This window comes from Nostoc sp. (genome assembly GCF_036916975.1).
Classification (GTDB): Bacteria; Cyanobacteriota; Cyanobacteriia; order Cyanobacteriales; family Nostocaceae; genus Nostoc.
This window is the reverse complement of sequence record NZ_JBALFF010000118.1, coordinates 49,564-75,559: the sequence shown is the minus strand read 5'-3', so window position 1 is coordinate 75,559 and position 25,996 is coordinate 49,564. Positions and strand designations below refer to the sequence as shown.

The 25,996-nt window shown below is 41.6% G+C and carries 18 protein-coding genes, 1 pseudogene and 1 CRISPR repeat array; of the genes and pseudogenes, 7 read left to right on the top strand and 12 right to left on the bottom strand.

What is annotated here, in order from left to right:
* Both V7K73_RS27350 and V7K73_RS27345 read right to left on the bottom strand, forming a co-directional pair.
* Positions 1-396: a hypothetical protein gene (locus tag V7K73_RS27350; RefSeq protein ID WP_334884848.1), complete on the bottom strand. Its 396-nt coding sequence runs from the start codon at positions 394-396 to the stop codon at positions 1-3.
* A 16-nt stretch (positions 397-412) separates the two neighbouring features.
* A pseudogene (locus V7K73_RS27345) lies at positions 413-751 on the bottom strand (2Fe-2S iron-sulfur cluster-binding protein).
* 75 nt (positions 752-826) lie between these two features.
* On the opposite strand from V7K73_RS27345, the gene cimA reads away from it, so the two are divergent.
* Complete coding sequence (gene cimA / locus V7K73_RS27340; protein ID WP_334884847.1) at positions 827-2,494, top strand: citramalate synthase; 1,668 nt, start codon at positions 827-829, stop codon at positions 2,492-2,494.
* A 370-nt stretch (positions 2,495-2,864) separates the two neighbouring features.
* Here cimA and V7K73_RS27335 read toward each other — a convergent pair whose 3' ends face one another.
* A complete protein-coding gene (locus V7K73_RS27335; protein WP_334884846.1) occupies positions 2,865-3,098 on the bottom strand; it encodes a hypothetical protein in 234 nt (77 codons plus the stop codon).
* Between the two features lie 160 nt (positions 3,099-3,258).
* Here V7K73_RS27335 and V7K73_RS27330 point away from each other — a divergent pair, with 160 nt between their 5' ends.
* On the top strand, positions 3,259-5,400 hold the full coding sequence (locus V7K73_RS27330) for an NAD(P)/FAD-dependent oxidoreductase (protein ID WP_334884845.1): 2,142 nt from the start codon (positions 3,259-3,261) through the stop codon (positions 5,398-5,400).
* Between the two features lie 132 nt (positions 5,401-5,532).
* On the opposite strand, the gene V7K73_RS27325 is transcribed toward V7K73_RS27330, so the two are convergent.
* Complete coding sequence (locus V7K73_RS27325) at positions 5,533-7,071, bottom strand: hypothetical protein (RefSeq protein ID WP_334884844.1); 1,539 nt, start codon at positions 7,069-7,071, stop codon at positions 5,533-5,535.
* Positions 7,072-8,216: 1,145 nt separating this feature from the next.
* Between V7K73_RS27325 and V7K73_RS27320 the strand changes: the two genes are divergently transcribed.
* The 4 genes from V7K73_RS27320 to V7K73_RS27305 all read left to right on the top strand — a co-directional run bounded on the left by V7K73_RS27320 (position 8,217) and on the right by V7K73_RS27305 (position 13,585).
* Positions 8,217-9,671: an aminotransferase class V-fold PLP-dependent enzyme gene (locus V7K73_RS27320; protein ID WP_334884842.1), complete on the top strand. Its 1,455-nt coding sequence runs from the start codon at positions 8,217-8,219 to the stop codon at positions 9,669-9,671.
* Between the two features lie 134 nt (positions 9,672-9,805).
* Complete coding sequence (locus tag V7K73_RS27315; RefSeq protein WP_334884840.1) at positions 9,806-11,092, top strand: sulfite oxidase; 1,287 nt, start codon at positions 9,806-9,808, stop codon at positions 11,090-11,092.
* A 214-nt stretch (positions 11,093-11,306) separates the two neighbouring features.
* Positions 11,307-12,113, top strand: a complete 807-nt coding sequence (locus V7K73_RS27310; RefSeq protein ID WP_334884890.1) for a sulfite exporter TauE/SafE family protein — start codon at positions 11,307-11,309, stop codon at positions 12,111-12,113.
* A 479-nt stretch (positions 12,114-12,592) separates the two neighbouring features.
* On the top strand, positions 12,593-13,585 hold the full coding sequence (locus V7K73_RS27305; protein ID WP_334884838.1) for an RNA ligase (ATP): 993 nt from the start codon (positions 12,593-12,595) through the stop codon (positions 13,583-13,585).
* A gap of 66 nt (positions 13,586-13,651) precedes the next feature.
* On the opposite strand, the gene V7K73_RS27300 is transcribed toward V7K73_RS27305, so the two are convergent.
* The 6 genes from V7K73_RS27300 to V7K73_RS27275 form a co-directional block, all read right to left on the bottom strand.
* Positions 13,652-15,151, bottom strand: a complete 1,500-nt coding sequence (locus V7K73_RS27300; RefSeq protein ID WP_334884836.1) for a hypothetical protein — start codon at positions 15,149-15,151, stop codon at positions 13,652-13,654.
* Positions 15,152-15,203: 52 nt separating this feature from the next.
* Entirely contained in the window at positions 15,204-15,977 is a 774-nt protein-coding gene (locus V7K73_RS27295) for a TIGR03943 family putative permease subunit (protein ID WP_334884834.1), read from the bottom strand.
* A gap of 70 nt (positions 15,978-16,047) precedes the next feature.
* On the bottom strand, positions 16,048-17,100 hold the full coding sequence (locus V7K73_RS27290; protein WP_334884888.1) for a permease: 1,053 nt from the start codon (positions 17,098-17,100) through the stop codon (positions 16,048-16,050).
* Positions 17,101-17,901: 801 nt separating this feature from the next.
* Positions 17,902-18,927, bottom strand: a complete 1,026-nt coding sequence (locus tag V7K73_RS27285) for a WD40 repeat domain-containing protein (RefSeq protein WP_334884832.1) — start codon at positions 18,925-18,927, stop codon at positions 17,902-17,904.
* Between the two features lie 135 nt (positions 18,928-19,062).
* Positions 19,063-19,356: a hypothetical protein gene (locus V7K73_RS27280; protein WP_334884830.1), complete on the bottom strand. Its 294-nt coding sequence runs from the start codon at positions 19,354-19,356 to the stop codon at positions 19,063-19,065.
* 477 nt (positions 19,357-19,833) lie between these two features.
* Entirely contained in the window at positions 19,834-20,004 is a 171-nt protein-coding gene (locus V7K73_RS27275; RefSeq protein ID WP_334884828.1) for a hypothetical protein, read from the bottom strand.
* A gap of 487 nt (positions 20,005-20,491) precedes the next feature.
* Between V7K73_RS27275 and ald the strand changes: the two genes are divergently transcribed.
* Complete coding sequence (ald, locus tag V7K73_RS27270; protein WP_334884826.1) at positions 20,492-21,583, top strand: alanine dehydrogenase; 1,092 nt, start codon at positions 20,492-20,494, stop codon at positions 21,581-21,583.
* A gap of 299 nt (positions 21,584-21,882) precedes the next feature.
* Positions 21,883-23,244: a CRISPR direct-repeat array (repeat unit 38 nt; unit sequence AATTGCAATTAACTTAAATCCCTATTAGGGATTGAAAC).
* Positions 23,245-23,367: 123 nt separating this feature from the next.
* On the opposite strand, the gene dusB is transcribed toward ald, so the two are convergent.
* Both dusB and V7K73_RS27260 read right to left on the bottom strand, forming a co-directional pair.
* Positions 23,368-24,423: a tRNA dihydrouridine synthase DusB gene (gene dusB / locus V7K73_RS27265; protein WP_334884824.1), complete on the bottom strand. Its 1,056-nt coding sequence runs from the start codon at positions 24,421-24,423 to the stop codon at positions 23,368-23,370.
* Positions 24,424-24,629: 206 nt separating this feature from the next.
* Positions 24,630-25,463 carry an Rpn family recombination-promoting nuclease/putative transposase gene (locus tag V7K73_RS27260; RefSeq protein WP_334884822.1) on the bottom strand — a complete coding sequence of 278 codons (834 nt, stop codon included), beginning with the start codon at positions 25,461-25,463 and terminating at the stop codon, positions 24,630-24,632.
* Positions 25,464-25,996 lie beyond the last annotated feature (533 nt).

Here is a 25,996-nt window from a genome sequence, read left to right as displayed (position 1 = left end):
TTACCACAAGGCGCGAATTGGTTCGTTGCCTTGATTTGTATTGCTTTGCGTATTTGTTTGTGAAGAATCTGTATTGTTATTTGTTGTAGTGTCAGCAGGTGATGTTGAGTCATCAGAAGGATTCTGGGCAACGTTACTCCTGTTATCAGGTCTTGGAGCTACAATACTACGCTTGTTTGCGTTTGTTTCGGTTGTTTCATTTCCTTCTGTTGCAGTTTCTTCATTCTTGCTGCCAGCACTGCTATTAACATTGATATTAGCTGGCAGGACTTGTGATTTTTTGTCACTGGGAGCGTTAGCAGTTTGTACGCCCATCGGAAAGTTGATGCCCAGTAATGTACCAAGCAGAATGGCTAAACCTCCAGCCATTAAAATTAAGGGTGTCCATCTACCCATCTTGTCTTACTCCTTTTTAACCTTTTGGTGTCCACACTATTCGAGAACCTTGTCCCCAAAATCCATCAAACTTTGTCACTTTCACATCGCCTAAAACCAGAGTTTGGCTGTTCCTTAGGCAAGTCTGTTGTAGGAGAATGGGGAGGAAGCGAACGCCGTGATCGATCGCGCAATTCGCTGCTGATACTTCACCCTCGACCTTAACCGCGCAGGTTCTGCAACTGCCAATGCCCGGACAGTTTATTACCTTAGCACCGTCATTGTAGAGGTCAATACCATTTTGCAGCAAAATTGTTCGGAGATTGCTTTTGGTTACCCACTCAATTGTTTTACCTTGAGCTAGTACATTAGGCATTTTTTAATTGCCAAACTGGCGTTTTGTTGTATATTGACACATTGCCTCGAAAGTTGTCTCGTCGGTCCCAGTTTTATGACCACAAATTCTTCACCTCAACTTTGGCTCTATGACACTACATTACGAGATGGCACTCAGCGCGAGGGGCTATCAGTATCGATAGAAGATAAGTTACGCATTGCTCGTAGACTCGATCAACTGGGAATTCCCTTTATTGAAGGCGGTTGGCCTGGTGCCAATCCCAAGGATGTACAATTTTTCTGGCAACTCCAAGAAGATCCGCTAAAACAGTCTGAAATTGTCGCTTTTTGTTCGACTCGCCGCCCCAATTCCACTGCTGCAACCGAACCGATGCTACAGGATATTTTGGCTGCGGGAACTCGCTGGGTAACGATTTTTGGTAAGTCTTGGGATTTACATGTCACAACCAGCCTCAAGACGACATTAGAAGAAAATTTGGCGATGATTTGCGACACGATTGAGTACCTCCGTTCTCAAGGGCGTCGCATTATCTACGATGCCGAACATTGGTTTGATGGTTACAAGCACAATCGAGATTATGCTTTACAGACATTAGAAACTGCGATCGCATCTGGTGCTGAATGGCTAGTCCTTTGTGATACTAATGGTGGCACTTTACCCCATGAAATTAGCCAAATTGTTCAAGATGTCATTTGTCATTTGTCATTTGTCACTTGTCAAGAACCAATGACAAAGGACAAAGGACAGAGGACAATTCCCCAAATTGGAATTCATACTCATAACGATTCGGAAATGGCGGTTGCTAACGCAATAGCCGCCGTGATGGCAGGGGCAAAGATGGTACAGGGGACAATTAATGGTTACGGTGAACGTTGCGGGAATGCTAACCTTTGTTCGTTAATTCCCAATTTACAATTGAAGCTGGGTTACAGTTGTATCACAGAAGACCAGCTAACACAACTTACAGAAGCTAGTCATTTTGTGAGTGAGGTGGTCAACCTCGCGCCAGATGAACACGCTCCCTTTGTGGGACTTTCGGCTTTTGCCCACAAGGGCGGTATTCATGTATCAGCCGTGGAACGAAATCCTTTAACTTACGAACATATTCAGCCGGAACAAGTCGGGAATCATCGCCGCATCGTGATTTCTGAACAGTCTGGACTTAGTAATGTTTTAGCTAAAGCCCGCAGTTTTGGCATTGACCTCGATGAGCTAAAGGCAGAAGCCAAGCAAATTCTCCAGCGCCTCAAAGATTTGGAGAGTGAAGGATTTCAATTTGAAGCAGCAGAAGCCAGTTTTGCGCTACTGATGCACGAAGCTTTGGGAGGTCGCCAGAAGTTTTTTGAAGTCAAAGGTTTTCAAGTCCACTGTGATTTGATTGAGGGGAAAGAAACTAGCAATGCCTTAGCCACAGTTAAACTCGCTGTTGAGGGCAAAAATATTCTGGAGGCGGCGGAAGGTAACGGCCCCGTTGCTGCGTTGGATGCAGCTTTACGCAAGGCTTTAGTGAATTTTTATCCCCAAATAGCAACCTTTGATTTGACAGATTACAAAGTGCGGATTCTCAACGGACATACGGGGACTGCGGCAAAAACCCGTGTGTTGGTAGAATCGGGCAATGGTCGTCAACGCTGGACTACGGTAGGAGTTTCTACCAATATTTTGGAGGCTTCTTATCAAGCTGTGGTGGAAGGCTTGGAATATGGTTTGTTATTGCACTCTCAAGCAGAAGCGGCAACAAAGCTTCTAGTTGACAAATAACACTATATGGTGTAGATAAATTTTACACTTTTCAATGAGAATGGGAGGCGATCGCCTCCTTTTTCGTGCAATACTTTTGTGCGATCGCAGCTACTCTACCTGTATAGAACGTAAAATCGCAACTAATAAAATCAGCTGCACTGGCTCAAGATTGACTTTTCCTTTGCGGTAGTAGTGCCGAGTGCTGATATGGTTAAGTTAGTGGCTTCTGTGCCGTAAATGCAAAAATAGCAACCCAATTGCCAATTCCAGACATGTTATTCATATACCTAAAATGCGACACCGAACAGCCCGCCGCAGCCATCGCCAACATTTAGGTGCAGACCTAGAAATCTAATGCTGCGACAAAAACTTCATCATACACAAGGTTTTAGGAGAACTTTTCCCAAGATTGAGCAACTAATTGGCTCAACCAGCGACGTTGTTGCTGATCCAGCAATGGATCATCCGCTAGCAACTGAGCGGTTAATTCTTCCAAAGATTGACCCTGAGCGCGGACAATTTTAATTAATCCAGCGATCGCACTGGCAACTAGTTCTTCATCAATTGGCTGTTGTCGCAGAGCAAAAATTTCCTGGGGACTGTCTGGAATGGGATAATTCATGGCGTGGGTTTACAGAAATACAAAATGTACAATAAATTTGACAAATTCTTAAAATTTCTTCACTTAATCTTTACGAAAGTAATAGGGCGGAGTTTAGCTTACTTTGTGCCTTCATAAAATCTGTCTTAGTGAGTAGATTGCTCGGAGATGTCAGGAAACGATGAGAGAAATCCTTTATTTAGAAGTTCCAACTTCGGATATAGCAACTGTTCGTAGCTGGTTACAAACAGATTTTGAACCCGGAAATGGAGAAAAAGTGCTTACTTCGGAAGGCTTTCGCCTCAAAATCCCCACTGCAACTACAACTGCTACCGTGACTATTTCCGAAAAATTGCCTGCGGAACTTTCGGTATTTGTCTGGTCGGTGCAACGAACTACTTATCTGAAAGTGTTTCGTTGGGCAGAAAAACCCTTTCCCAAAGAGGGGCAGATTTTGCAACGCCTAACCAAAGAAATCAGAAGCCGTTTTCCGCATCATTACCCAGAACCGCCAGCGATTGATTTATCTAAGCAATCAATATTTGCAGCACTAGGCTCTGCTTACCCCCTCACCGTCAAGTATTTTCAGAAAATGCCCAACGGTGAATATGATTTAACGCGTGCCTACTGGTGGGAACAACGATGGCGCGAAGGAGTACGGAATCCGCAGCAGCCGCGTCAGGTGGTGTTTTCCACTCAAGGGGAGAGGGGAGCAGGGGGAGATGAGGGAGATGGAAAAATAATATCCCCCTCATCCCCCTCATCCCCTACTTACGACATCATCTACATCGGTGGCGCACTAGGCGCGATTCATGCAGCATTGATGGCAAAACTGGGATATAAAGTCTTGCTGGTGGAACGAATGCCGTTTGGGCGGATGAACCGAGAATGGAATATTTCCCGCGATGAGATTCAAAGCTTAGTTAACCTGGGTTTAGTCACCCCCGCTGAGTTAGAAACCATCATTGCCAGGGAATACAAAGATGGATTCAATAAGTTTTTTGATGCTAATAATCCAGTCAAACTGCGATCGCCCGTCCTCCACACACCCACAGTCCTAAATTTAGGCTTAGATTCCGAAAAATGGCTGCAAATGTGTGGGCAAAAACTGCAAGCCGCAGGCGGTGAAATCTGGGATCAAACAGAGTTTATCCGTGCAGATATTGATATATCACAAGTTCTTCTACAAGTCAAGCATTTACCCAGTCAGGTTGAAAAGCAAGTAAGTGGACGACTGCTAATAGATGCAATGGGAACTGCATCGCCCATCGCTTGGCAATTAAATGGTGGTCGTGCTTTTGATAGTGTATGTCCGACAGTGGGAGCGGCAATTGAGAGCGGATTTGAGCCGCAAGTGTGGGATTCTCAGTATGGGGACGTGCTTTATAGTCATGGGGATATTTCGCGGGGAAGGCAGTTAATTTGGGAACTGTTTCCTGGGGCAGATGATGAACTGACGATTTATTTATTTCATTACCATGAGGTCAATACAGAAAATCCCGGTTCCTTGCTAGAGATGTACGAGGACTTTTTCACGATTTTGCCAGAGTATCGCAGGTGCGATATGGACAAATTGGTGTGGAAGAAGCCGACATTTGGGTATATACCGGGGCATTTTAGTGTGGGAAGTAGCGATCGCACAGTTGCCTTTGATCGATTGATTGCGATCGGTGATGCTGCATCACTCCAGTCTCCCCTTGTCTTCACCGGTTTTGGTTCGCTAGTTCGCAACTTAGAGCGTTTAACAACCCTGTTAGATACTGCTCTCAAACATGACTTGTTGAGTTTCCGCTACTTGAACCAAATTCGCGCTTACCAAAGCAACGTATCCGTGACTTGGCTATTTTCCAAAGGCATGATGGTACCCACAGGGAAATTTTTACCACCCCAACGGATTAACTCCATGCTCAACACCTTCTTTGGATTGTTAGCAGACGAACCCCAAGAAGTAGCAGATAACTTCATCAAAGATAGGTGTGATTGGTTAACCTTTAACCGTTTAGCACTCAAAGCAGCGAGCAAAAATCCTGCCTTACTTTTATGGATTTGGCAACTTGCTGGGCCAAGAGATTTAGGGCGATGGCTTGGTAGTTATTTCAACTTCGGTCGTCATGCCCTGGTTAGTGCTTTGCTGAGTCCGTGGTTCGGGCGCTTCTTGAACCGGATAGGTTTTTGGCTAGAACCTCGGAATCCGGGATTGTGGCTGTGGCTGCTAGCGATTAATTATGCGATCGCCACAGGCAAACCGCGATCGCGCGCTCAAGTCGTAAAAGCCAACCCAGAAGCCATAATTCCGAAGTCAGAAGCAAGGATTTTGAATTAGGCATTGGGCAAGGGGCATAGGGCATTACATTAATCACTTGACTCCTAACTCCAAACTCCTAACTCCAAACTCCAAACTCCAAACTCCAAACTCCAAACTCCTAACTCCAAACCCCTAACTCCTAACTCCTAACTATTGACCCTTGGGGCGAAAATTTGGCAGTTCCACAGATGCCAATGACTTACGCCCCTTGGGTGGACGCTGGGGATAAACCACTGGTGAAGGTGATGTATCATTGGTGTTATCACCTAATGACTCTGGAGGCAAATCAGCTGCCGACAATTCCAACTGTGTCAATTGTGATTCTGACCAGTAGTCTTCAGTTCCTTCAGGCGGCGTCTCAGTCTGAGGTGAACTAGAAGAAACTAATAAGTTATTGGCTGGTGAAACTACAGAATCTATTGTCCAAGAAGTCGAGCTAGTTGTAGGAGGATTAATTTCTGCTTCCAACTGCTCCTCTTGTGGATTTTCTAATTCCTCATCGTCTTCTAAGATTGTTGCTAAAGTCTCCCAGATAGGTGCATCACCCTGATTATCCACATTGGTTTTCGCCGCGGGTGGTGGTGATGCAGGCTGCGAGGTGAAAAACATTTGAATGAGACTATCTAATTGCTGATCTAAATTTGATGAGCCTGAAGTTGTTTCAACTTCCGGTGTCTCTGGGGAATCATCAATTTTTGGAGGAGGAACCGATTCTGCTGGTGTTGGGGGATTTTGCTTAACTGACCAGTTCCAAGAAGATGATGCCGTCGGAGTCGGTTCAGTTCTTTGGAATGGAATTGGTGCTGACGGTTCGCCCCAAGAATTATCTAAATCATCAGTCAGGGATTCGGGTTCTGCTGACCAAGGTTGAATCGGCTGGGCGTTAGGAAACAAAGATCGAGCTTTTCTAGAAAATCTTCCTTGCCCACTAGTTATGTCTTTGGGATGTTTTGCAGTATCTTCTAGAGAGTCATAGTTAGGAACCGATGTATCTAGACATTTTTCCAAAGCTGCTTTATATTGCAGCGTCTGGCGTTGTTGTCGCATCAATCTAGTACGTAACTCCCGACAAACAGTTTCTGATTGCAATAACTGCTGAGACTGTTCGCTGCTGTTAGTGTGTAGCAACGTACATTCTCGCTCTAACTGGGCAAGGCGTTGTTGGCTAATTTGTAGCTGTGCTTTATAACTTTCGGTAAGAATTTCCTGGCGCTTAACAGTTTGTACAGCAGTTTCTAATTGGTGAAATAGGGATTTTATCTGATCTTGAGCCGCAGCCAGTTCTTTTGCGTGTTGGTTGAGCATCGACTCACTAACGCTAGAACGCGTTTTCTGCCACTGCAAAACCTTTTCTGACTCAGCTAGGTTGTCTTTTAGCTGCTCCACTTCTTCATACAACTTATTGTTAGCTGCACGCAATTCTTCGTTCAATGCCAGCAGGTTCTGAAATTCTGAGTCAATAAGTGCTTGTTTGCCGCTTTCAGGCTCTGCAACCCAGTCCGCCTGGGTGGTATCTTTTGAAAATTGTGTATCTTCAGCTGGCATGAGGAGTGGCTGTTTGCTGACTGTCATATTGTCATTAGGCACAACTGAATAAAAGGGACAACTCGCCTGCTCAGATTGTGGCGAATTAGCAGAATTTAGGGATTCCATCACAGCCCCCTTGTTTGAGGTGTTAGCTTCATTCATCACTCTTGACTCACCTGCTTAAAAATATTCAGCAGTGCTGGCATTAGCATTGCTTATCAACTCTGTCTAATCAGGGTTTGCTTTAGAAGCCAAGTTTAACTCTCTCCAAGCACCAGCAATTAATCATCAATTGATGTTCCCCATTTTGTATCTAGACTGATGCCGTTATAACACTATGATGCTCTTTCCCGTCAAGAAGAGACGGAAAGGGAATTTAGGCTGCCCTTGGGGATAGGCGGCCCAGAAAAGAAACCCGATGCTTAAAAACTAAACTGTATTGGCTGATGAAGCTTTTCTACATCGAAAAACTGCCTCACTACATAAATTATTGTCTATAATCGCATCCGTCTTAATAGATAATTTTAAAATGTATCCTTAAATACATTTTTTCACTGACTTCTTATTACTTAGGATAGATGTCAGTACAAGTATTTACTATTACGGCATACTTCTGTAGAAGTTACGCATTGACAGAGACAACCAACCGTGGGTTACCTCTGGTTACAAGCAAGAGCCTTGTAATGCTCTTGTAGGAAGCCCAGCCTTGTTTACATGATGGACAATGTGGAAAGTGCATAAGTCCTATTCTGTTATCTTGGGCGATCGCTATTTAATGTCAGCAAACAATTAAGAGCTTCTCTTAGAACTGGAATGTTAGAACAATATGCCTACTACGGATAAATACTTATAAATATTTGCTGAAGAAGTAATATTTTAGGTAAGTAAAAAAATAAAGCTTTTTTAAAGAATAATCTCAACTTGATACCGGCTTTTTTCTGATTAAATACAGTCCTAGTAAGCAATTTCAAGCTTAGTTAGTCAGAGGCTTCTCTAACAACTTGCCTTCAATGCGTCAAGTTTGTTTAATGACTACAAAAAATTTGTTTAAAGTATACTTTAGTACTTATACATATAAAATATTTAGTATAATAAATGACAAATTTTTTGTTATTATCAAGCAATACTACGGATACAATTTCTAATTTATTTATTAAATAATAGTTGCAGTAACCGACTTTTTTACTAGCAAAAAAGTAATTATAAAGACTATAATTACTGGCAATTAATGTGATTGCGGTGTTAGATAAAGCGGTATAACAGTTAGGCTTTTCCAAAAATTAGAAATTGAAAATAGGGTGCTAAAGATGACCGACGTACTTGCAATGGGTGTAAATATAAAACAAGTAACTGCCCAATTACCATTAGTTGCAGAAAATTTGGACAGTTTTTGGGATAAAGAAATTAGGCCGTTATTTACAGATGAGTCTCTATGTTTCAGAGTGAAAACTCTTAACGGAAAATATCTTAAGTATGTCAACTTGGATAATGGAGCGACAACCACTCCATTTGCGAGCCTCAAGCAGCATGTGGACGATATGCTTGACACATACGGTAGCGTTCATCGAGGCTCTGGGCAAAAGTCCATCATTACTACACGAGAATATGACGCCAGTCGGAACATTATTCGAGACTTTGTAGGGTCATCTTTAGACAACTATGTAATCTTTGCGAAGAATACAACAGAAGCAATTAATGGAGCCGCCACACTTTGGGCAAAAAAACCTGGAAAAATCTTAGTTTCTGATATTGAGCATTCATCCAACCTGCTGCCTTGGGTTACAAGAGACGAAGTTGTGCAGTACAGAACCCAGCCGGATGGAAGTGTAAGTGTCGCAGAAATTGAAGATATCTTCAAAGCACATGAAAATCTTCCCAAATCCGAGCAAATTAAGTTAGTAACTATTACAGGTGCTTCGACAATTACAGGTTACAGACCTCCGATTTACGAAATTGCAGCTTTAGCACATCGGTATGGCGCTCAGATTTTTGCAGACGTGTGCCAGTTGATTCAGCATGAGCAAGTAGATATGGGTGCTGATAATGACCCATGTCATTTAGATTTTGTGGCATTCTCTGGACACAAGATGTATGCACCCTACGGAACCGGGGTTTTGCTAGGGCCAAAGGAATTTTTTGATAGCTCCTACCCTTATCAAATCGGCGGTGGAAACCTGCCTTATATCACCAGAAATCTAGAAATCAAACGTTTTTATACAGAAAGGGCCCATGACCCTGGAACACCAAACGCAATGGGTGCGATCGCCATTGCCAAGGCGATTGAAATTATCGAAGCAGTAGGGCGCTCGCGCATTGCTAAGTATGAACACTCTTTAGTCGAATTTACATATACACGGCTTCAGACTATTACTGGTGTCAAATTACATATTCCAGGACATAATTTAGCCCATGTTATTCCCTTTGATATTGATGGGTTTGATGGACGTTTAGTGGCAGAGATTCTGGCACAAGAATACGGCATTGGGGTTAGGGCTGGGGCTTTCTGCACTTATGAATATATTCGCAAACTTAAGAATATTTCAGACGAGCAAGACTGCGAAATTGCTCAGGAAGTAGACAGAGGAATCACGCGCAACATTCCTAGTATTATCCGAGCCAGCTTTGCTGTATATAATACATTAGAAGACTGCGATCGCTTTATTGATGCGATCGCTCAAATAGCTAAAAACGGATTTGCTCACTACTTGCCCAACTACACACAAGATCAGATAACTGGTGTTTGGACAGCGATAGACAGCTAGTTTTTTCTCTTCATTGGGGAAAAGGCAGAGGGGCAGAAATAAATTCTTTAATTTTGAATTGATTTCTCCCTCATCTCTGTGCCTTAAATTACGAATTACGAATTACGAATTACGAATTACCAGGAGGTAATAGCTTGAGCGATGAAAACCTCTTTGACCAGGAGGATTATTTACACGCACGGGTTGAACAGTGCATCTGGCAAAAAAGTACAGAAGCAGGTATTTCGCGCCAGCGCTTTCTAAAAATACTAGCTACTATGGTTGGCGCAACAGCCATTGGGGGGTTAGCTAAACCTGCGCCGGCTCAGAGTCAGCCAACTGTAAAAACTAAAGGCAGTAAAATACTTAAGCCATTGCCACCAGGGTATATCTCTCATAGCAAAGGCACATTAGAGATGAACTGGGAAGCCATGTATGGGCGTGGTTATTTAGTACCAAATGATTGGTTTTATGTTCATAACCGCAGTACACCTCCTCCCTTTGACCCATCTACATGGCGTTTGCAAATTCATGGAACTGGGGTTTCTGCCCCCTGTGAGTTTAGTTACGATGAAATCCTTGCTATGCCGTCCATCTCAGTCACTTGTGCCATTGAGTGTGCTGCTAATGGTCGGCGTTTCTTTGAAGAAGCTTACAACATCCCACTTCCCGGAACACGATGGAGGCTTGGGGCTATTGGTGTGGCTGAGTGGACTGGTGTACCACTTAGCATATTATTAGAGCGAGCCGGACTGAAATCCACAGCAAAAGATGTACTCGTTGAGGGCGCTGATGTGGATTCGCTGGACTCAAAAGGGACGAATAAATCCAAATTCAACAATGTAGTTCCGATTAGCAAGGCATTAGCAGATAATTCGCTCCTTGTCTATGCAATGAACGGAGAACCATTACCTCCAGATCATGGCCAGCCATGCCGTGCCTTATTCCCTGGTTGGGGAGGAAACGCCAACGTTAAATGGATTGAGCGGATTGAGGTTTCCCAAACGCCAATATATACCCAGTGGGTGACGGAGCAAATGGTGCTGATTGGTGCAGATTACCCAGCGATCGCACCGTATAAAGGTAAGCTGATTACCTATCAAAATGTTAAGAGCGCTTTTGAATTGGCTTGGCCGGCTACACTTTCTGCTCAAACTCACTTACTACGTGGGCGTTCTTGGTCTGGGAAAGGAAAGATTGTCCGTGTAGAAGTCAGCCTAGATGGCGGCAAAACTTGGCAATTTGCACGACTGCGAGAACCAAATTTTCCATTTGCATGGGTACGCTGGGACATTGAATGGAACCCACTTCCTGGGGAATATTTTCTCCAAGCTATTGCTACTGACGATTTAGGTAATACACAACCGAGTACAGTTCCGTGGAATGATTCTGGATTGCTCTATGGTGGCGTTGTTAGCCATCCGGTGACAGTACGGGGATGAGGGGAATGAGGGAGCAGGGGAGAAGAACTATTTATATATCAATAAAGTTCAGTTAAGCATTTTTTCTTCTCTCAGTGTTCTCTGCGCCTAATAAGGTTCGTTAAAAAAATTGACTTTGACAAAAAGCTTTAGCCTTAACCCAAGCGTATTGATTTATATATTGATTGCCCAATGCCTACTCAGTACTATCAGTTCTTTAGAAAAAGACCTATTTATGATTGATTTGAGTTGGTTGATTTTAATAACTGGCGGTCTAATATCTGGAGTCATAGCTGGACTTTTAGGAATAGGTGGCGGGATTATCACAATTCCTCTTTTAGTTACACTAGGTTATACTCCCGTTCAGGCGATCGCTACTAGTAGCCTTGCTATTGTAATTACTTCAATTTCGGGAAGTTTGCAGAATTGGCAAATGGGCTACTTTGACTTTAAACGAGTAATTTATTTAGGAATTCCAGCTTTTCTAACTACTGGAATAGGTGTATACTTTGCCAATAAAATTCCATCTTATATAATACTCTTTACATTTGGCATTATACTACTCGCTAATCTTTATCTGATTGAGCTTCGCAAGCAACTGGCTTTAAAAGAGAAAGAAAATACACCCCCAGTTTTTAATCCCTTAGTTTCTAAAATTGGCACTGGGGGAGCAGCAGGAATTTTAGCAGGTTTATTTGGCTTAGGTGGCGGTATCATTATGGTGCCACTGCAAATGTTATTACTGGGAGAAGAAATTAAAGTAGCAATTCAGACTAGTTTGGGTGTAATTGTCATCACTGGTTTAGCTGCCTGCACAGGACACACCTTAGAGGGAAATATTCTATTTTCTCAAGGTATAATTTTGGGATGTGGTGGGCTTTTAGGCGTTCAGATGAGTACTCGCACATTGCCAAAGCTACCAGATTATACTGTCAGTTTAGTGCTTCGTATCTTCTTAGGAATACTATCAGTTTATATTTTTTGGGAAGCTTGGACAAATTATCAACAAATAATTACTATAGCAGTCCTAAATCATTCGTGAACAACAAGATCCCCGACAACTTTTACGAAGTCGGGGATCTGAGCATCTCGATTTTCACAACTCATTTATGATTGCTATATTTTGTAATATCATGTCTGCTTGATTACTTATTAAACCCAGAAAACCCGACTCTGCCAAAGGCTAACGCATCCTAGTACTTTGTCTAAGCTAGTAATGAAAAGTTTGTAGTAACCACTTTAGTACTTCAAAAATAAGGACTAAAGTCCTTACTACGGGAGTATCCCGTCAGGTGCAAAAACTTTGTGTTTGCCCTCATCCCCTAACCCCTTCTCCCAAAAATGGGAGAAGGGGAACTAGAATTATGTCTCCCCTCTTCCATATGACGGGAGAAGGGGAACTAGAATTATGTCTCCCCTCTCCCGTCATATGGGAGAGGGGCTGGGGGTGAGGGAAAAGATTTAAGCCTTCGCACGCCACTACAAGAGAGCCAAAGTCTAAATTTTTAAAAGAGGTGATATATGAGTATTTTTAAAGTTGAAGTTGTCAAAATCAACAGCATTATTCCTCATCCCAATGCTGATAGGCTAGATATTGCCTCTATTGAAAATATGGGGTATCAAGTAATTATAGTCAAAGGTCACTTTAAACCGGGAGATTTAGCTTTTTACTTTCCTATTGATAGTGTGATTCCAGAAAAGTTTTTGGATGAGTTTGGTATTCGTAACTACTACTCGAAAAAACTGTATGCTGTCAAACTTCGCGGCATTTTTTCTGAGGGTTTGCTTATTCCCGTTGGTAATAACTTTATCGGAAATGTCGGAGATGACTACACGGAGCATTTTGGTGTAACAAAGTACGAATATCCAATCCCTCAAGGGATGAGCGGGCAGGTAGAAAGTGTTATTGGACATTACAAATTCCCCAGTCCAGAAAACCTGAAACGTTACAAAAATATACTAATTGAAGGTGAAGAAGTTGTTGTAACAGAGAAGTTGCACGGAACTAACTTCACTGTCTTAGTTGATGCTGATGGCACAACTAAAATTGGCAGCCATAATTACTTCTGGAAAAACAGCGAAGTCAATAAAAAATTAGTTTATATTCGTGCTTACAACGAAAACAAAGCTTTCCAGAAACTTCCGCCAGGAACTCAGATTTTTGGGGAAATCTACGGCGTACAAGATATCAAATATGGCTTGAATAATGGCAATATTGGAATTGCTATATTTGCTGTGCGTCGCGGCAGTTATTTTCTCAATTACAGCGATTTTGTGGCTTTTTGCGAGGAATTTACTTTGCCGAGAGTGCCTGCGCTTTATATCGGTGCTTACAGTTGGGAAGCGGTGTCTCAGTTCAATAATGCCAATAGTGTAGTCAGTCCGAATTGCATCATGGAAGGCGTTGTTGTGCAACCGGTCATTGAGAAAACGCATCCAGAAATAGGTAGAGTAGTTTTGAAGTTGATTAGCGATCGCTATTTGCTCCGTAAGAATGGAACTGAACTGCATTAGGTTCAACTCGAATTTTGGCGACGACACCTTAACTAAACTTCCGCAATCGACTTAAGAATTATTCTCTCAAGGTAGCCACCGGGGCCGAAATCCGGCTAAGGGAAGTTGTTCTGGTTTAATTTCAACAGTCGCAGCATCAGCGATGGGTAACAAAGGCATTAACCACAAGCTACTGGTAGCAATAACATCTCCATCATCAGTTTTCAAAGTGTTTGTGGGTAATGATGCTGTCGTGTTTGTCTGCGGTACTACTTGGTCAAATAACAAGCCCAAACCGTCAGATGATAAACTCATTTGCACATTCCGTTGAGCGGGAGGGAGTACTAGCAATGGTTTCTGTTGCCCAGTTTTCAGATCAATTGCCACCACATAAGGCTGTTCTATGTATTGTTCCTTGGATATTAGCTGTGTCAGCAAGCAGTAGAGGGTGGGTGAGGCGATGTCAAATTGGCAGCTGAGAATTGAGCCTGTAGTTTTTAATAGTTGTTTCTGCACACCTTGGTTTGTCACCAAAAACAAATCTCGCGTGTAATCTGTATTAAATTTCACCATCGCTGCTTGAGAGCCATCTTTAGAGAAAGCTTGTACCAAACCAAACTGCGGCAAAAAATCTAGGGGTTTACTAGCATCACCTTGCAGTGGTAAAATTGCTGCTCCCTGGCCTTGGGCAACTGCTACGGCTTTACTATCTGGCGTTACCATAAAATCTCCCCCCGGTTGGCTTTTTAGGCGTTTAGGGGTGGGTTTTTCTGCTGAACCGTCACTGGTTGCTGGCATAAACCATAGTCCAAAGTCACCGGGATTAGTTTTGTTTCCCCTTTGGATGACAATAGTTTGCCCATCAGGTGATAAGTCAAATTTCAGGTTTTGATAATCTTTACTATCTAAAACTAAGTCAACTTTGCTTGCTGGTTCTGTTTTTTCTCCAGATTTACTATAAACGCCTGTTGTCACTGTATACAGTTGGGCTGAAAGTAAGTCTTGGTTGTTTGCGGCGCGAGCAGAAAATAAAATTTTCTCTCCATCAGGAAATGACTCAAAATCTATTACTATCAGGTCTTTGGGGGTAAGCACCCTTTTTTGCTCTTGGGTTAAGTTGTAAAGAACTAACCGTCCCTGTTCTTCTTTATCGGTTCCGATGTAAAGGATAACGCGATCGCGTGTGCGAAAGCTACCAATAAAGGGCTGTATCAACCGATTATTGCCTTCTTGCTTTGCAAACTTATCTTTAGCTCCCTGTAACTGCACTTTATAATTCGTGCCATAAGGTGCTGGTGTTAGCAGTGTATAAACCATCCGCCGCCCAGCCCAACTGAATTTACCTGCTAGGGGTGGCTCGATTTTCAAGTTATCCTCTACGGTTTTTACTTCCATTGGGCGGCTGAAGGTGAGGGTGAAAGAATTATCTTCTGCGCCAATTTGTTGATTTTGCCAGGTAAATTCCCGGACACGAGCAGTCACTACATCACCTTGCAATATTATTAACCCAATCAGCACACTCAGCAGTAGCATTAGTGCGATCGCTATCCGATCTAGTGGTTGGATAAATGCTTTAGATTTCGTCATTGGTTATTTGTCATTTGTCATTTATCATTTGTCATTAGTCATCAACAAATAACTAATAACTATAAGGATTTTGCGGTTGAGGAATGTTTTTGAGAGAGGTAGCGGCGATGGTAAGTTGGCGTTTACCTGCCAAATTTTCTGTTACCATTTGTCCTTCTACTTCCAACCAGGTGTCAGGAGAATAAGCTTCTTGATTGTTTGGGAGTTTGACGGGTAATCCTACAGGGTAAGCATCTGCTGCACAGCAAGTTAAGACAAATCGCGCTAAAAACAAATATTCTTTTGCTATATCTGGCGGGTGGATGACAAATCCTTGCACCTTGACTTTTTGTCCTGCATATGTATCTGGCTCTGGATAGACATTGACAGTGCGTACCCAGTCTACAAGCGATCGCTCCTCTGGACGAACAGTAGCTCGAAAGGCTTGGGGTTTGACGCGTGTGCTTCCCAATGAATCAGCCGTCACACCTCTTTGGAGCGCTTTGTCACTAGCAAAAACTTGCGGTGTAATGATAAAACCTAAAATCGCTGTAGTCAACAACAAAGTACTGCCCCAACCAGGGGGAAATAAACGAATATGCTGGGTATTTGGCGTAACATCACGGCGACGGCGTTGCCAAAGTTCCTGCATCTTAAATAAACCTATAATGATGAAGCTGATACCAGTCACGACCGCCAACCAAATGTAATTGGGGTGAATTAACAGGTTCAGCTTGTTAGTTAGCCAATATTTCAACATCAAAAGGCCCCAAGATGTAATTGCTAAAGCATCCAGCCAAGGGAATAACAGATTAGGAATTTTAGATTTGGGATTTTTGTTAGTCATTAGTCATTAGTCATTGGTGGTTGGTCATTAGTCATTAAAAAAGGACAAATGACAAATGACAAATAGTTTTTTAAAAGACGTGCAAATTCAGAAAAAGGGTGAATACAAATGTCAATTGTGCTGCTAAAGCAAATAAGTAAAAGATAGTTTTTGGTTTAAAAATAGATAACATCAAACCAACACTTTTGATGTCAATCATTGGGCCAAATACCAGAAATGCCAACAATGAACCACTGCTAAAGGTTGAGGCAAAAGATAGTGCAAAGAAAGAATCGACTGTAGAACAAATTGACACCACTACAGCTAATATCAGCATGACCACAATTGAAGTAATCGGGCCAGCACCCAAACTAAGAATTAATTCACGGGGAGCTAGCACTTGAATAGCAGCAGCGATCGCACTTCCGACAATCATCACTCCGCCTAATTCTCGTAATTCTTGGATGCTATTATCCACAACTAGGCGCAGTTTAGCTGCAAGCGGTTTATCGGTGGTAGAGATTAAGGTAGGCGGTACTAAATTCGGATCTATCCGCAGAGGTATACCTGCTTTTCCTCCTAAGATATAAGTTCCAGATTGTAACAGATTCGGTACTGTTGCTTCCTGTTGTACTTGGGAACGTTTACCACGGCGTTTAGTTTGTGGTTGTTCAGGCGGATTAAACTTCATATACCGAGCGATCGCAGGTTGGAGTATGGGATTTAAATCCTTTTGAAAACTGAAAACAAACCCGATAATTGTAGCAATTGCTAGAGAAAATACAACTCGTAAGACTACTATTTCTGGCTGATCTCGAAATGCCGTCCAAGTTGCCCAAATTACAATGGGGTTAATTGTTGGTGCTGCTAGCAAAAAACCAATTGCGACTGGCATAGGTACTCCCTGAATTAGGAACCGCCGCGCTACCGGTACATTCCCGCACTCACACACCGGAAATAAAAAGCCGATCATGCTGCCAACTAAAGCACCCAGCAACGGATTTTTGGGCATTTTTTCTACTAATTTGCGCTCATCAACAAAAAACAGCAGCAAACTGGAGAATAAAACCCCAAGAAGCAAAAAAGGCATCGCCTCGACTAGCAGACTTAGAAATATCGTAAAACCATTGTTCAATTCATTCATGGGCGTCGCAGTCAAAAGCGGTTTTTAGTTTTAGGGTTCTGCCTAGTCATTCTATCGAAATGGGGATCAAAAGCTGTTCGGGAAAATTAAACATTATTTAAGTCAGCAAGTTGTCTTTCGTTTCAAGTAGCGTTCAAGCGCTATAAACCTTTGCTTGAGCCAATATAGTGATATTTACCTGAATGTATTTACTGATGATAACCATTTCTAAGATTGTCTTAGTTCAGAAATTGTTCCGTTCTAGAGGGCAAGTAGCTGCATAGATGTTTTGGAATTATCTATGCTTATAGTTACAGTAATTTGCTGGAGAAGATATTAGCTCGGCTGTATTTTCATCAAGGATTCACAGTTATTCAACAATTGGGGTATCCCGTCAGGTGCAAAAACTTTGTGTTTGCCCTCATCCCCTAACCCCTTTTCCCAAAAATGGGAGAAGGGGAACTAGAATTATGTCTCCCCTCTCCCAAAAATGGGATTCAGGGAACTAGAATTTTATGTCTCCCCTCTCCCAAATTTGGGAGAGGGGCTGGGGGTGAGGGAAAAGATTTAAGCCAAAATTGGGATGCTCCCTAGCCCGTCGTAGACATCGCTCTTGGTTGCTAGCATCATTGATTTTGGCTAGTTCTGGCAAAATTTTATCTGGGCTTTGGTTGATTTTTTACTATAAAAACTCTAAAAATGCAAGATTAAAGTTTAGCAAACAAGATAAATGATGGGGAGAATCTTTCGGCGTTAAAATCTGAGACAAGTATATCCCCGACAACTTTTAAGAAGTCGGGGATATAGTCTACTATTTCAGGATTATTTTGTCCGATCGCTGTTAATGACGTTTTGTGGAGTTCCCCAAATCTTGATTTGTTGATCAAATCCACCACTGGCAAGAATTTTACCATCAGGACTAAAAGCGATCGCACTCACCCAGTCTGTATGTCCACTCAGTGTATTTATTAACTCACCTGTAGTTAAATTCCACAATTTAATCCCATCTCTACCTGCACTAGCAAGGGTTTGTCCATCGGGATTAATGGCGATCGCATTCACCCAGTTATTATGTCCTGTAAGGGTGCGGACTAATTCTCCAGTATTAATATTCCATAGTTTGATTGTGCGATCGCGGCTAGCAGTAGCTAATGTTTGTCCATCTGGTGTAAATATTACACTGCTAACAACATTATCATGAGCGACAAATTGACTAATTAATTTACCAGTAGTCAAATTCCACAGCTTGATTACACCCTTATTGTCACCACTAGCCAAGGTTTGCCCATCAGGACTAAGGGCTAGGGTATAAATCAAATTATCAAAACGTACTAAAGTACCAAGTGGGCGCTGCTGTACCAAATCCCATATCCGAATCCCATCCAAACCTCCACTGATCAGAACTTTACTATCAGGAGACACTACTAAAGATAATACGTTACTGGTATGTCCAACAAAAGAGCGGCTAAATTTAAAATTTTTCAGGTTCCAGAGGTTAATCGTATTATCATCACTACAGCTAGCGAGGGTTTGCCCATCTGGTGAAACCACTAAAGATTCTACGGCTGTTTGGTGTGCTTTGTTAATATCCCCCAACTTTTTGCCATTTGCTGGGTTCCATAGGCGAATTACACCCTCGTTTTCTGCGCCTCCACTCACAAGAACTCTGCTATCTGGACTGAAAGCGAGGGATTTAACGGTTCCGTTATTTCCTCTGAGTGTGTAAAGTAGTTGGGCATTAGCAAAGCTGTTAGTAGTTTGGGAGTTTGGTATTACCTCAATGGCAGCATGAGCTTCATGAATATGAAACCCTTCCCCGATAGTCACTGGAAGGGCAACAGCTGCCATAAATGCCAGGATAATATACCGACGTAGAAAATTACCCCCACCTCTTCCCTCACTACTCACACTTTTTCCTCACTTTTATAGATACGGTTGCTCTAATCAATTTTGCAGAGTTATTAGTTAATAACTCTGCACTTTTTAAAGAGGTGGTTTTTTCTTAGAAACGCTTAACATAGGTAAAGGCGCAGTAGAAGAACGAGAGGGCAAATAATGTTGCACTACAGGTTCCTCTGGTAGAGGACGACGCTGTTGGAAACGCCACAACTTAAAAGCTAGCGCTATCCCTGTTGTTCCCAAACCAAAAGCTAACAACGACCAGCTATCATTCAATCCGCCAATCAGGGCATCTATAGCGCCCATCGTAATCAATACACTGATTAGTGGCTCTTTTCGGTAAGTTGACTTCAAAAAACGAGGTAATACAGCATTCATCACAGCTTGGTTGGTTCCAGTTCACCTTTTGTGTATATTTACCAAGAATACCTCACCCATAATTTGCCTTTCTCATCGAAGGCAGATACTAATTATAATTTTCTTTAGTAGGGGAGGAAATAGACTCATTAATCGCCTTGTATATATTAGGTATATATTAGTAGACTGTGGCGGAACTTTTGCTACCTTTAAGTATGGGATTTTACCCCTTGCCAAGTATTGTTAATTGACATAGTGGCTGGATTTTTGCCCTACTGTACTAGTTGCAAGTCTATAATATTTATATCACTAATAAATAGTTCGATTCCTCTCTTGCTTACATTCTAGGGCAAGAATTTACGAATAAGTCTAATTAAAGTATCTAGAGTGAAGTATTTGGCTATTAATTGTTAAAGTCAAAACCAACTGGTTATTCCAGCTGGTTGAAACTCTTTTAAGTACTAGCTTACAACTTCTACCTTGTGCTTGTTGGTGGCACTACTTCAGACCCAGCCATGATAGCACGCCCTGATTTGTTGTATATTCAATCACCAGCAGTAAACCGAAGCCAATCATTGCCGCTCGACCATTCAAGCGTTCAGCATATTCGTTAAAGCCAAACTTAGGCTCCTCTAGTTTAGGTGTAATTGTTGGTTGTGATTGTGTCATTTTTAAGAAACCTTTTTTCGGCGAACGGGACTTGATTTTAGACTTCGCAGCATCTGACTTTTTACGGTGGAAAAGCTCACTTCTATTCCTCTCTTCCTTTTAGGAGAGAGACTTTGAATTTTCCCCTTCCCCATCGAGAGGGAAGTTAGGGGGTTAGATTTTTCTTGGGCTTTTCCAGATAACGTGAAAAGTTAGGGTAGCTTAAAAGCTGATTGCAGTGCTTGAATGTCAAGATGATTTGATAAATTCAGCAAAAGCTTCCTGTAGGGAGCTATACAATCGCTCTTTTAATAAATTGTTACTATTCTTTATATATTGTATAAATACTGGGGCAATAGTCAAGGATAAGAGTTTGGGGCTACTCAGATTAAATTGAGAAACTTAGGACACAGATTAAATATCTCTAATACAGCTATCTGTAATAGATCAGTAGCAAGCTTGAAATTGGCAGGCTACAGTTAAACAAAAAAATTATCAGAGGCGATATATGGAAATTGGCGTTCCCAAGGAAAATAAAGATCAAGAATTTCGGGTAGGTTTAAGTCCTTCTAGTGTGCGGGTGCTGCGGGAAAATAATCATAGCATCTTTGTCGAGACGCAAGCGGGTAATGGTGCTGGATTTTCAGATGACGACTACAGAAGTGCTGGAGCCGAAATTGTCCCCACATCAGAAACGGCTTGGAATCGGGAATTGGTTGTTAAAGTCAAAGAGCCTCTGACATCTGAGTATAAATTTTTGCAGAAAGGGCAAATATTATTTACTTATTTACATTTAGCAGCCGATCGCAAATTGACAGAAAATTTAATTGATTGTGGCATAACTGCGATCGCCTACGAAACTGTAGAACAACCCGGTGCTAACAGATTACCCTTGCTCACCCCCATGAGCGTGATTGCCGGTCGGCTAGCAGTACAATTTGGGGCGAGATTCCTAGAGCGTCAGCAAGGTGGTAGAGGTGTGCTTTTGGGCGGTGTCCCTGGAGTCCAACCAGGCAAAGTAGTAATTTTAGGTGGCGGCGTTGTCGGCACAGAAGCAGCTAAAATTGCTGTAGGCGTGGGTGCTAGCGTCCAGATTTTAGATGTGAGTGTCGATCGCTTATCTTATTTAGAAACCTTGTTTGGCTCTAGAGTCGAATTGGTTTACAGCAATTCTGCTCATATTGAAGCTGCGGTTAAAGAAGCCGATTTGCTTATCGGTGCAGTTTTAGTGTTAGGACGGAGAGCGCCAATACTAGTATCCCGCGAATTGGTGAAACAAATGCGTCCTGGTTCTGTAATAGTTGATGTAGCCGTTGACCAAGGCGGTTGCATAGAAACCTTACACCCTACATCCCACACAAATCCTGTGTATGTTGAAGAGGGTGTGGTGCATTATGGCGTTCCCAATATGCCAGGAGCAGTACCTTGGACAGCAACTCAAGCACTCAATAATAGTACATTACCTTATGTTGTGCAGTTGGCGAATTTGGGAATTTTGGCACTGGAAGTTAATCCAGCATTAGCTAAGGGTGTAAACGTGCAGAACCATCGCTTAGTACATCCTGCTGTGCAAGAGGTTTTCCCTGATTTGGTAAGTTAAGGTGTGCAAGGTATAGCGATCGCTTATTTTAATAGAGATAGCGATCGTAATTAGACTAATTTCTTTGCCAAATGCGCGGCGGGGTAGGTGTACAAAATGAGAAGCGGCAAAAAAACCTGTAAGCTCCATCTATACAAGAGTTTCAGGGCAATTATCCCTTTAAACCCTCCGCGCACCTTATCAGGACTGCTTTTCAGCGATTTACATCTTGTGCTTTTACGATTCCCTGTGTTATGATTCACTCATTCGCGCAACTGAACCTTGAAAACCAAATACAGCAGTGCTTTCAGACCCCAGCTAATTGCAATTAACTTAAATCCCTATTAGGGATTGAAACCCATATCTATATAGTATATATAATCTTCTCCCCAAATTGCAATTAACTTAAATCCCTATTAGGGATTGAAACTTGATGGTACTCCTATCACTATTGAAAATGTACTAGAATTGCAATTAACTTAAATCCCTATTAGGGATTGAAACCTTGTCAAAATCATCATTACAAGTGTCATATTTGAAATTGCAATTAACTTAAATCCCTATTAGGGATTGAAACCAGAACGCCCCGAAGCATTAGAAAATCTTATGATTAATTGCAATTAACTTAAATCCCTATTAGGGATTGAAACACAGCTGATCGCGTGCTGGGATATTCCAAAGGCGGTAAAAAATTGCAATTAACTTAAATCCCTATTAGGGATTGAAACAGTACATTTCCTGCAATTGGAGCGCTCATAATAAATTGCAATTAACTTAAATCCCTATTAGGGATTGAAACGTCGATCGTACCAACAATACCAGGAGCCTGTGTAAAAAATTGCAATTAACTTAAATCCCTATTAGGGATTGAAACGCCAGGGCTAACTCTACTCGCTGTAGCTCGTGAAAATTGCAATTAACTTAAATCCCTATTAGGGATTGAAACAGAATACAATCCATAAAGCTCAACTTCACCTAAAAATTGCAATTAACTTAAATCCCTATTAGGGATTGAAACTTTAAAAAGTTTGGATTTGGCGATCGTCTTTCGTATTGCAATTAACTTAAATCCCTATTAGGGATTGAAACGTAACCTTCGTAACGCTGTATACCTTCTCGAAGAGAAATACGGAATTGCAATTAACTTAAATCCCTATTAGGGATTGAAACAGGCTTATCCCCATATATAAGCCACTTTGCATCAATTGCAATTAACTTAAATCCCTATTAGGGATTGAAACGAGGCAGCATTAGATACCACGATGTCAAGTGTAGACAATTGCAATTAACTTAAATCCCTATTAGGGATTGAAACAAGAACTATTGATGAACCCTATACGCTAGCTTGCAGAATTGCAATTAACTTAAATCCCTATTAGGGATTGAAACCTAAAGATACTCTTGGATATCCCAAAAAACTGTTAATTGCAATTAACTTAAATCCCTATTAGGGATTGAAACGCACCTTAATGGGTGATTAAATCTGTGTCGCTGCATTGCAATTAACTTAAATCCCTATTAGGGATTGAAACCAATTCAGCCGCCACAGATGTAGGTGGCTCTTTCAAGATTGCAATTAACTTAAATCCCTATTAGGGATTGAAACGTCTCAAGCCGCATGTACTATATGAATAGTACAAAATTTATTGCAATTAACTTAAATCCCTATTAGGGATTGAAACTCGAAAAGGGAAAGCCATCATTGCGATCGCTAACTTTATTTACGTAAAAATAATAATTTTAATTATCATTTATCTATGTCAAAATTGCTCTAATTGACATAATTTTTGTGGTAAAATACATTTTTAAAGCATTACCAAACGACCTTCTGGTTCTTCCTCTAGTTCATAACCATTAGCCAATTTTTCAATAGCTTGGTCAATCATTGCTAAACCTTGATCTACCTTTTCAACTAAACTTAACTGTCCTCGGAGTTCGGCAGCACCAACGAAACCTTTAGCATACCAAGTCATGTGCTTACGGGCTTGACGGACACCGCGATCGCCTTTATATTCCCATAAGGCTTGTAAATGATCTCTTGCACATTCCAAGCGCCCAATCGGGGTTGGTGTCGGTAACATCTCTCCAGTTTTTAGGAAGTGATCAATTTCTCCCACCAAAAACGGATAACCCAAAGTTCCACGGGAACACATCACGCCATCAGCGCCAGTTTGTTCTAAACATTTCACCGCCGCTTCAACAGAAAAAATATCTCCATTCCCAATGACTGGGATAGAAAGCACTTCTTTTACACGAGTAATCCATTCCCAGCGAGCATTGCCATTGTATCCTTGAGCGCGGGTGCGTCCGTGTACTGTAATCATTTTTGCCCCGGCATCTTCCATCCGCTTGGCAAAGTCGAGAATAGTAATTTCGTTGTCATTCCAGCCAATACGGGTTTTTACTGTCACAGGGACATCAACAGCTTTTACCACTTCTCGCACAATTGCTTCTGCTACTTCTGGTTGTCGCAACAACGAAGAACCGCCACCATTTTTAGTAATTTTATTAACGGGACAACCCATATTAATATCAACAGTATCAGCACCTTCGGCAACTGCTTTTATTGCTGCTTCTGCCAAGAAATCTGGACGACAATCAAATAGTTGAACACTAATTGGGCGCTCATTTGGGTCTACCTCCATAATTTTGGGTAACTGCTTGACATAATGTAACCCTGTAGCATTCACCATTTCGGTATACATCATCGAATCTGGCGCATAACGACGCACAAGACGGCGAAACACCATATCTGTCACCCCAGATAGAGGCGACTGGAGAACGCGACTTTTTACCTCAAAGGAGCCAATTTTAAGGGGTTGGGAAAGTCTAGCTTGGAGAATCGGAGAGAGCGAAATCATACAAAAAATAAAAAATTAATAGGAATGGAAAATAACAGAAATATTTAGAGGTATCTGCGATCGCTGCTAATTGTAGGTTAGGAACAAGAATTAAATAACATACAATTTATGTCCCTAGCTTACCTCACCCTCAATCCCTCTCCGATATATTGGAGAGGGTAGCTAGATAATTGATCAAGTTTTGCATTTTATTTAATCCACGTTCCTTACGCATCCTGACTTGGAGGCTGTTTTTGCATTTCTTGCTGAATCTCTTCTAGGCTCAAACCTAGCTCTTTTGCTGTTTCCTCAAAGCTCAACCCCAGTCTCAACAACAAAGGTATCATTCTAAACTTTTCTTCACGCGCTCCTTCTTGCTTACCTTCTTGCTTACCTTCTTGCTTACCTTCTTGCTTGCCTTCTTGATAAACTCGTGTTTGTTTCAAATCACTTAACCCAAACATACCTTCAATCTCCTCTCGACTCATTGCCGGAAACTTGTAAACTAAAATTGTCTCTATTAATTCTAGTAACTGCCGCCGTTGTGGTTCAATGTTGATTTCTTGCTGAGTTCTGTCTATTAACTGCTTAGCAGATGTAATTGCTGTCTGATCTTCATCGACCACTAATTTCATCGTAGCAATTCCAACTGGCAATGATGCAGTTTCACCTAATTCATTAAGATAAATGCGACTGATGCGCTGACTGGTGAAAAATTCACTGTAATTCCTGATATCTGCTACATCTAAACTGCGATTGGGATAGATAACTACTCCTCGCCAAGAATTTTTAGGTTTATTTTGGCGTAAGTATAAATAAATTTCTGAAAATAAGCGAGAATAAATTTCTGTGTCGGTTTGAAACTGGACTTCAACAAAGTAAATCGGATTTTCTTCCCCTTGTGTTGGCAGAAAAACTCCATCTATGCGGAATGCAGTTTGCTTGATTTCAATTGAGGAGAATTTATAAGCCTCTGCCGTTTGAGGTGGATTGCCAATTAATTCAAAAAAAATGCCAGGAAGTTCTTGAAAAAGGCGATAAAAAATGCTGTCAGTTTTCACGCTTGATGTATTGCAGTGATTTAAACCGTTAGATTTTACCGTAAAATAGCGAGTAACAGATTTTGCTTAATTAGACTTAAGAAAATGGAGGGCGATTTCAGTTATATATATGTTATCTCAATTTATAGATAGTTTACTACGCCACTCTTTCAATACAAAACTAGACCACAGTAAAAAACCTATCAGGAACAGTCCCATAACTCCATCCAGCCAAATTAGGCTATGCATTTTCAAAGACATGGGAGCAACCATCGAGAAGAGATAATGGACTGGACTGGAGATACTAGTGATTGAGTATAAAATTAATAAAAAGTACGCCGACCAAAACATGCTTTTGGTGTAAAACCAATATCCCAATAATCCAACTGGAGTCATCACAATCACAGTACTAATTACTCCAACAGAAGTGAACCACGCCGGTCCAGGATATCTACTCAAAAATAATGCATTATCTATGTAGTGTAGCCAAGTAGAAATGAGGTTGAGTGTTATGACAACTAGCAGAATGGTCTGGCGAAACCTAGAAGTATTCA